The sequence below is a fragment of the Streptosporangiales bacterium genome, assembly GCA_009379825.1.
In the GTDB taxonomy this organism is placed as follows: domain Bacteria; phylum Actinomycetota; class Actinomycetes; order Streptosporangiales; family WHST01; genus WHST01.
The window spans coordinates 1-7,871 of the sequence record WHTA01000137.1 but is presented as its reverse complement, the minus strand read 5'-3'; the positions used below and the strand labels follow the sequence as shown (position 1 = coordinate 7,871).

Here is a 7,871-nt window from a genome sequence, read left to right as displayed (position 1 = left end):
ACTGAGGATGTCGCATGACGTGCCTACTGCTGTACTTCGCTGCTGTACAGGCGGTGGGAGGCCTGTTGTTGATCATGATGGCAGGCCTCTCACCTGGGGTGGAGCGAATCGGACTCGAACCGACGACCCCCTGCTTGCAAAGCAGGTGCTCTACCAACTGAGCTATCGCCCCAGTGCGGCGTTACGCCGCGAGATGGTGGACCTTCAGGCTTCCGGTGCCGAGGTGGCCTCGGTCCACAGGTCTTGTTCTTCCCGGTCGGCTTGCACCTTGCGCCACACGAACAGGCCGGCGACCACGGCGAGGAGCAAGATCAACAGCTTCTTCATTGGGCGTGCCCTTCCGCTCGGAGGCACCGCGGCGCCTCACGTGCATCAGCGCGGGCCGGCGAACGGCGTGCTCGTGGCCCTAAGCCGATCCTGGCGCACGCCAAGACGGCTCGATGTCCTTGCCTGGAGTCTACACAGCTGACGGAACCGGGCTGCTGTCGGTGGGCGCGGCTAGCCTGCGGCAATGACGGAACGACGATCGGCGGAGCTCATGCTGGCAAGCGAGCTGAAGCGCTACCTGCAGCAGGCCCGCGACGGGTTGCTGGCGAAGCTCGACGGGCTGAGCGAGTACGACGCCCGCCGGCCGCTGACGCCCACCGGCACCAACCTGCTCGGGCTGGTCAAGCACCTGGCCGGGGTGGAGCTCGGCTACCTGGGCGACTGTGTCGGCCGGCCGGCGCCGGTACGCCTGCCGTGGGTCGAGGACGGCTCGATCTGGGAGAGCGCGGACATGTGGGCGACCGCGGACGAGTCGCGTACCTACCTGGTCGAGCTGTACGAGACGGCCTGGCGCCATTCGGACGAGTCCGTCGACCAGCTCGGACTCGCGGCGCCCGCCCAGGTGTCGTGGTGGCCGGAGAAGCGGCGGGATACGACGCTCGGCGCGCTCCTCGTCCGGGTGGTGGCCGAGACCGCCCAGCACGCCGGCCACGCGGACATCGTCCGGGAGACGATCGACGGCCAGCCCGGCCGCGACCACGACGACATCGGCGACGCCGACTGGTGGACGGCCCAGGAGCCGGCATCCAGCACGCGGCGGACGCGTTCCGGGCGGCCTGACACACGGCACCGCAGCGGCGGCCTAGCGGACCAACGAACGCTGGGGGTCGCCTGATGGACGGCCCAGGAGCCGGCATCCAGCGCGACCGGACCGGCCGACGAACGCACCACAACGACCCAACGCCCGGCCGGACCCCCCGGGCGCCCGACAACAACGCCACCACGGCCGGCAGCCAGCACCACGACTGCACCATGGCCGGAGCGCCCGGCGTATTGCACGAGGAACGGCCGAGTGCCCGGGGCTGGCAGCCCCGGGCACTCGGCCGTTGTGTGATGCGGTCGGTCAGGACAGGTCGACCGGTGCGTCAAGCGACAGTGGGTGCTCGCCGACGTTCAGCTCGGTGAACTCCGTGGCCGTGGCCACTGCCTCACCGAGGATGCCCGCCTGCAGGTCGTAGACCTGCGCCGACGGGGCGAGCGGCAGCTGGCCGATGCCACCGGCGTCGGTGACGACCGTGCCGCCCGAGTTCCCGGCGAGCTGGTTGTGCCCGCCGGAGTACGAGCCGCCGAGCACGGAAGCCGTGTCGTCGAATGCCCGGGCCGGGGTGACGGTCGGGACGTCGAGGACGTACCCGGCCAGCGTGCCGGTCGCGCCGGAGCTGGTGATGTCACCGCCGGAGGTGGCGTCGGTGAAGTCGATGCCGTACGCGGACGATTCCGCCAACGCGGTCGCCGCCGCGTTCGCCGCCTGCGCGATGGGCAGCGTCTCCGCGCCCACGACGTTGCCGGCCAGGGTGCCCTCGTCGCCAGCGCTGGTGGTCTCGCCGCCAGCAGTGCTGCTGACGCCGTTCAACACGTCGGCCGACGACTCGCCGAGCCCGCTCGCGGCCAGCCCGAACACGTTGCCGGTACCCGCCGACGGGGTGTGCACGACGTTGCCGGTCAGCGCGCCACCACGGCCGTCGCTGAGGTTGTTGCCACCGGCGGTCGCCTCGGTGAGGTTGGTCGAGAAGCCGTACCCGTCACCGATCGCACTGCCGCCGAGGCCGTGCACCTGGGCTGGGAACGAAACCGGAGCCTGCGCGATGTTGCCGGCGATGGTGCCCAGCACACCGGTGGCCTTGTAGTCGTGCCCGGCGGTCGTGGTGGTGTCCGCGTCCGCCGCGCCGATCCCGGTGCCGACGCCGCCGGCGCCGATCCCGAACGCCTGGGCGGGCAGTGCCACCGGCACCGCCGCCAGGTTCGAGCTGATGGTGCCGTTGTCGTCGTCGGTGTTGCCGGTGCCACCGGCCTCGACGTTCTTCGTCTCGGTCGCCGAGCCGACGCCGCTGCCGATGCCGCCCGCACCGACGCCGAAGACCTCACCTGGAACCGCGAGCGGCGTCTGCGCCAGGTTGCCGGACGCCAAGGAGTCGTTGCCCAGCGTGCCGTTGTACCCACCGGACTCCACGTCCTTGGTCTCCGTGGCCGTCCCGGACGCGTCACCGATCGCCCCGACGCCGCCGCCGAACGCCTCCGCGGTCCCGGAGAGCGGGCTGCTCGCGGTGTTACCCGAGAGCGTGGAGCCGCTGCCGTTGGTGAACGTCTTGCTCCCTGCGGTGGTGTCGGTCGCCTGGTCGTGCGCGGCGTCCGCCGCCCCGACCAGGGTGCCGCCGGCGGCGAACGCCTCGGCCGGCGCCGAGACGGGCGCGTCGGCCACGTTCCCTGAACCGGTGCCGTTGCGGCCGGAGGTGGTGGTGTACCCGCCGCTGGTCACGTCGTTCGTCGAGCTGCTGGTGCTGCCCGCGAGCCGGTCCTGGGTACGGGACGCGGTTGCGGCCAGCGGCGGCCAGATCGTGTGCATCGACGTGCTGCGCAGCGCGCTGCCACCGACGAGCGTCGGCAGTGCGAACGGGTCGGCGATCGGGCTGGTCGCACCACCGGTGGTGGCGGCACCGCCGAGCGCGCCGGCGACGCTGGCAACATTCGCCACCATCGCACCCTGCGGCTGGGCGACGTTCCCGCCGAGCAGCGCCGAGTCGCCGTCGGTCTGCACGTACGTCTGGCGACCGCGCACACCGGGCTTGGTGCCACCGGCAGTGACGTACGCCTCGGAGTCGGCTGCCGAGTCCGACGTCCCGAGGACGGTCGGCGCGTTGCCGTTCAGCTCGGCCGGCAGTCCGAGCGGCACGGCCCCGACGTTGCCGGACCCGAACGAGTCGCTGCCCGCGGTGTCAACGGCACCACCGCTGGTCGCATTGGTCACCGCGCGCGAGCCGACCACGTCGGCCGTACCGGCACCGGAGACCGCGTTCCCGGTCAGCTGCACCGGCGTCGCCCACTGGCCGGTGGCGACGTTCCCGCTGAGGAAGCCGTCCCGGCCGTCGGTCGTGTCGTCGCCGCCGAGGACGACGTCCTGGCCGGCGTGTCCCCCGGTCGTCTCGGCCGTACCGGCGCCCGCGAGGGCGTTCCCGGCGATCTGCACCGGCACCGCCCAGTCCGCGTCCACCACGTTCCCGGCGAGCGGGATGCCCGCGCCACCGGTGGTGATGTCCTGCGAACCATCGTAGGACTGGTTGCTGCTTGACCCGTCGACGCTGGCCGGCCCGCCCGCCGCGATCGCGTTGCCGGCGATCTGCACGGGGACCACCAGGTCGGCGTTGACCCGGTTGCCGAGGAACGGGTCGTCGGCGGGCGGTGCGCCCGTCGTCCGCTCCGGTCGGGTGAACGGCGTGTGCTGCTCCTTGTCGTTGTACCTGGTGGCAGCGTTGACCGTGTCGGTGACGTCGTTGACGACGGCGGTCGCGGGTGCCGCCGTCGCCTGCACAGGCGCACCGGCCGCCGTGACCGGCGCAGCGACGTCCTGCGCCGGGTCGGTGACGTCCCTGGTGTTGACCTCATTGGTGACCGCAGGCACGTCGACCTGACCGAGCGGAGTGCCGATGGCGTTGTCCGCGGTCTCGATGGGCACCGCCACGCCGGCGTGCACCGGCCGGGCCGGCTTCGCGTTCGGCCGGTCGGTGGTGTTGCGCACCGGTTCGGCGTGCGTACGACTCTGCGGGGTGGACTGCTCGGGAGCCGCGGCCGGCTCGGCCGCCCGGGCGTTGTCGCTGCCGAGCGGGTTGCCGAGAGTGTCCTCCACGACGGCGGTGGGGTCGGGCAGGCCGGGCAGGGCCTGCCCGAGCTGAGCCGGCTGTTGGCTCGGCTCGCTTGGCTCAGCGGCATTGGCGATACCGCCGCCCACGACTACGAACCCCGCGGCCAGCACTGTGGCCTCGAGTGATCGTCGGACCCAGATATTCACAAAAGTCCCTTCGTTGAGCAGATGGGGGTGAACAGATCAGGAAGACGGCAGCCCATGGCCGACAACAAGGAGGAAGGTCAGGTAAGACCGGGGCTGCCGCGACAGGCGCGACAGGTACTCGCGTGACCGACGTCAGTCGGGCGAAACCCGCGGCTTACCTGCGGAGTTCCACGGCCCTTCGACGCCGACGAGGGACGACACCGCGTCCGCCTGTGCGGCGAAGGGCAGGTGGAAGGCGGTGACACGTGCTCCCGTGCCACCGTCGATGACGCTGCTACCGGCGGCAGAACCGCTCGCCGGCGTCTTGCCGAAGGCGCCGGTTTCGACCGGCGGCAGGGGCAGCTCGCCGCCGCCCGGGCCGTCGACCGAAGTGCCGGCACCATTGCTTGGCTGCACGGCCGACTCGTCGGCGTGCGTCGTGTGTTGCTGCCCGCGCGTGGCTTCGCCCGGGCGGTGCGCCTCCGTCGTCGCTGTGGACGCGGCGGCGGCGTTGGACGGCGTCGTCTTGCTCGGCGCCGCACCGGCTACGTCACCCAGTACCTGGGCACTGGCCGGTACGGCAACCGCCAGGTCGTCCGACGTCACGGACCCGGCACCGGCGATATCGCGCGCCGGGTTGCCGAGGTCCTCCAGTGACGCCGTGAGCTTGGACAGGCGGTCGACGCCGGCGTCGAGCACGTCCTTGGCCGGCGGGGTCGACCGTTCGTCGGGGGCGGTGGCCGTCCCCTCCCGGTCGGTGCCGGCACGGTCCGTGCGCTCCGGGAGCTGCTGCTCCCCGGTCAGGTTCTCGACCGCGGTCTTGACGCCATCGACTGTCTGGTCCAGGCGATCCACCGGTATCTGGTCCGCTACCGAGTTGATCGTCGTGTCGTTGGTCGTCGCGGCCGTGGCCGTCCCTGCCGACATGGCCGTGACTCCGCAGAAGCTGAGGAAGCAGCATGCGCCACCGATCAGCCCCCAGCGAAGCGCTCTGCGAGCGAACCCGGGCACGCGCCGCCGCCGAGACGGCGACGTCCCGCGCACTGGGCTCGAGCAGCTGTCAGGAACCATGTCGCTGACGAGCATACAGTTACGATGAGTACAAGACTCAAGCACTCTCAGTTACCTCGGCGTGTCGGGTGGAGCCGCCGGTAACCGCACCGCGGCAGGCCCGGCCAGGGTCAGGACCGGGAAGGCGTCGGAGAAGGCAGGCGCCGTCGCGGTGGTCAGTGCTGTGGTCGCGCAGCCGGCCGAGGATGCGACGTACCGCCGCCGGACGAGCTACGCCCAGTCGATGCGCTCCTGCAGGAGGGCCTGCTCGGCCGGGTTGGCGGTCAGCTCGAGGGCACGCCGGTCGGCGGCGCGGGCTTCGTCGCTTCGCCCCAGCTGGCGGAGCAGCTCGGCCCGGGTGGCGTGGTAGAGGTGATACCGGTCGAGCGCGGTGTCGAGTCCATCGAGCTCGGCCAACGCCGGCTCGGCGCCGGCGGTGTAGCGAAGCGCGATCGCCCGGTGCAGCCGGGTGACCGGGGACGGGGCGAGGTGGAGCAGCATGTCGTAGAGCACCACGATCTGCTCCCAGTCGGTGTCCTCCCAGCGCTCCGCCTCGGCATGGCAGGCGACGATCGCCGCCTGCAGCTGGTACGGCCCGGGACGGTGCTGTGCGGCGGCGCGGGTCAGCAGCCGGGTGGCGGCACCGATGGCGTCGTGGTCCCACGACGTACGGTCCTGGTCCTGGAGCAGCACCAGCCGTCCGCCGGGGTCGAACCGGCCGACGGAGCGGGCGCGGTGCAGCCGCGCCAGAGCCAGCAGGCCGGCCACCTCGGGCTCGGCGGGCATCAGCTGGTGCAGCAGGCTGGCCAGCCACTCGGCGTCGTCGACCAGGTCGCGGCGCTGGGCCCGCTCCGCCGTCGCCAGGTAGCCCTCGTTCATCAGCAGGTAGATCACCGTAAGCACCTCGGACAGCCGCTCCGGCAGCTCCTCCTCGGTGGGGATGCGGTACGGGATCCCGGCGGCGGCGATCTTCCGTTTGGCGCGGGTGACCCGCTGCGCCACCGTCGTCTCCCGGACGAGGAAGGCGCGGGCGATCTGCTCAGTGGTCAGCCCGCACACCACCCGCAGCGTCAGGGCGATCTGGGCCTGACGGGACAACGCCGGGTGGCAGCAGGTGAACACCAGCCGCAGCCGCTCGTCCGGTTGCGACCGCACCGGCCACTGCAGCTGCGCCAGCTTCGACCGGTAGTTGCTCTCCCGGCGCAGAACGTCCAGGCCACGGCGCCGGGCGACGGTGAACAGCCAGGCGTCCGGCCGGTCCGGGATCCCTTCGGTCGGCCACCGCGTCAGCGCCGCGACGACGGCGTCCTGGACGAGGTCCTCCGCCGCGGTGAAGTCGCCGATCAGTCCGACGAGCGACGCGGCGAGCCGTCCCGCATGCTCACGCACCACGCGGGCCAGCTCGTCGTGCGACGCCTCCACCGGGTCACGACTCCAGCGGGCGGATCTCGACCAGGGGGCAGCCGGGCCAGGTCTTCACCATCCGCAGGGCTTCGTCCAGGTCAGCGACGTCTACCTCCAGGTAGCCGCTGACCACCTCCTTGCCCTCCACGAACGGCCCGTCCGTGATGACCGGCTCGGCGCCGTCCAACCGAACCGTGGTTGCCGTGTTCGGCGCCTGCAGCTTGCTACCGCCGCGGACCACGTCCGCGTGCTCGGCGAACCACTTGTCGACCTTCTCGAAGGCCCGTTCCCGCTCGGCCGGGCCCATGGCCTGCAACTCTTCGCTGAACTTTTCGGTCTCGACGAACAGCAACACGTACTTCACGCTTCCTCACCTCCGCTCATCGCCGCGGCGGCGCGGTGATCCATCTCGTCCGGCGGTACGTCCTCGACGTGGGTGGCCAGGTTCCAGCGGTGCCCGTACGGGTCGTCGATGGTGGCGACCCGGTCACCGTAGAAGTGGTCGGCCGGTTTGGACACACTCGCTGCGCCCTCTTCGATGGCCCGCTCGTACGCCTTGTCGACATCTTCCAGGTAGACGAAGAGCGCGACCGGGGAACCGCCGAGCGCCTGCGGGCTCGGGTCGGTGTCCGTGGGCAGATTCGCGTCGCCGATCATGATCACCGACTCGCCGAGCTGGATCTCGGCGTGGGCGACGGTGCCGTCCGGCAGTGCCATTCGCATCCGCTCGGTCGCCCCGAGGACGCCCTTGTAGAACTCGAGCGCGCCTGCGGCACCCTCGATCGAGAGGTGCGGCATCACCCGCGGATAACCGGTGGGAATGGGCTGGGCAGTGGACATCGGACCTACGAGGCTGTCGCACGAATGTTGTGCCTGCTGGCTGGCCGGTCGAGGTCGGTCCGCGATTCGGGTGAGCGGTGGGGCTGTCAGGCCGTCCGGTAGGTCTTCAGCAGGTTGTGGGTGGCGCAGATGAGCTTCCATTCGCTGTCCGCCGCTGCGAGCCCTCGACGGAAGAGACTTCGGATCCTGCGGTTGTGCTTGATCTGGGCGAATACGGGCTCGATGCTGGCGGCTCTCTTCTTGTAGGTCTTGCGACCTCTGGGGGTGT

At 71.2% G+C, this 7,871-nt stretch carries 7 protein-coding genes and 1 tRNA gene; 1 reads left to right on the top strand and 7 read right to left on the bottom strand.

Annotated features, from left to right (window positions below; genetic code table 11):
• Positions 1-99 precede the first annotated feature (99 nt).
• Positions 100-172, bottom strand: a tRNA-Ala gene (locus GEV07_30195).
• A 366-nt stretch (positions 173-538) separates the two neighbouring features.
• Here GEV07_30195 and GEV07_30190 point away from each other — a divergent pair.
• Positions 539-1,162 carry a DUF664 domain-containing protein gene (locus GEV07_30190; protein ID MQA06787.1) on the top strand — a complete coding sequence of 208 codons (624 nt, stop codon included), beginning with the start codon at positions 539-541 and terminating at the stop codon, positions 1,160-1,162.
• A gap of 228 nt (positions 1,163-1,390) precedes the next feature.
• Here the strand turns inward: GEV07_30190 and GEV07_30185 are convergent, their stop codons facing one another.
• From GEV07_30185 to GEV07_30160, 6 genes are all read right to left on the bottom strand, one after another.
• Complete coding sequence (locus tag GEV07_30185; protein MQA06786.1) at positions 1,391-4,270, bottom strand: hypothetical protein; 2,880 nt, start codon at positions 4,268-4,270, stop codon at positions 1,391-1,393.
• 192 nt (positions 4,271-4,462) lie between these two features.
• Positions 4,463-5,236, bottom strand: coding sequence for a hypothetical protein (locus GEV07_30180; GenBank protein ID MQA06785.1), 774 nt, complete (start codon positions 5,234-5,236; stop codon positions 4,463-4,465).
• A 354-nt stretch (positions 5,237-5,590) separates the two neighbouring features.
• Positions 5,591-6,781 (bottom strand): sigma-70 family RNA polymerase sigma factor, encoded by a 1,191-nt coding sequence (locus GEV07_30175; protein ID MQA06784.1) that lies wholly within the window; start codon positions 6,779-6,781, stop codon positions 5,591-5,593.
• 4 nt (positions 6,782-6,785) lie between these two features.
• Positions 6,786-7,127, bottom strand: coding sequence for a hypothetical protein (locus GEV07_30170; GenBank protein MQA06783.1), 342 nt, complete (start codon positions 7,125-7,127; stop codon positions 6,786-6,788).
• On the bottom strand, positions 7,124-7,603 hold the full coding sequence (locus GEV07_30165; GenBank protein MQA06782.1) for a VOC family protein: 480 nt from the start codon (positions 7,601-7,603) through the stop codon (positions 7,124-7,126). The genes GEV07_30170 and GEV07_30165 overlap by 4 nt, the downstream gene beginning before the upstream one ends.
• Positions 7,604-7,689: 86 nt before the next feature.
• On the bottom strand, positions 7,690-7,871 hold a 182-nt coding region (locus GEV07_30160; protein MQA06781.1), incomplete at its 5' end, for an IS1182 family transposase.

Excerpts from the sequence above, each read along its gene's own strand:
- GEV07_30190 (MQA06787.1), top strand. The coding sequence starts at position 539 with ATGCTGGCAAGCGAGCTGAAGCGCTACCTGCAGCAGGCCCGCGACGGG.
- GEV07_30165 (MQA06782.1), bottom strand. The coding sequence starts at position 7,603 with ATGTCCACTGCCCAGCCCATTCCCACCGGTTATCCGCGGGTGATGCCG.
- GEV07_30180 (MQA06785.1), bottom strand. The coding sequence starts at position 5,236 with ATGTCGGCAGGGACGGCCACGGCCGCGACGACCAACGACACGACGATC.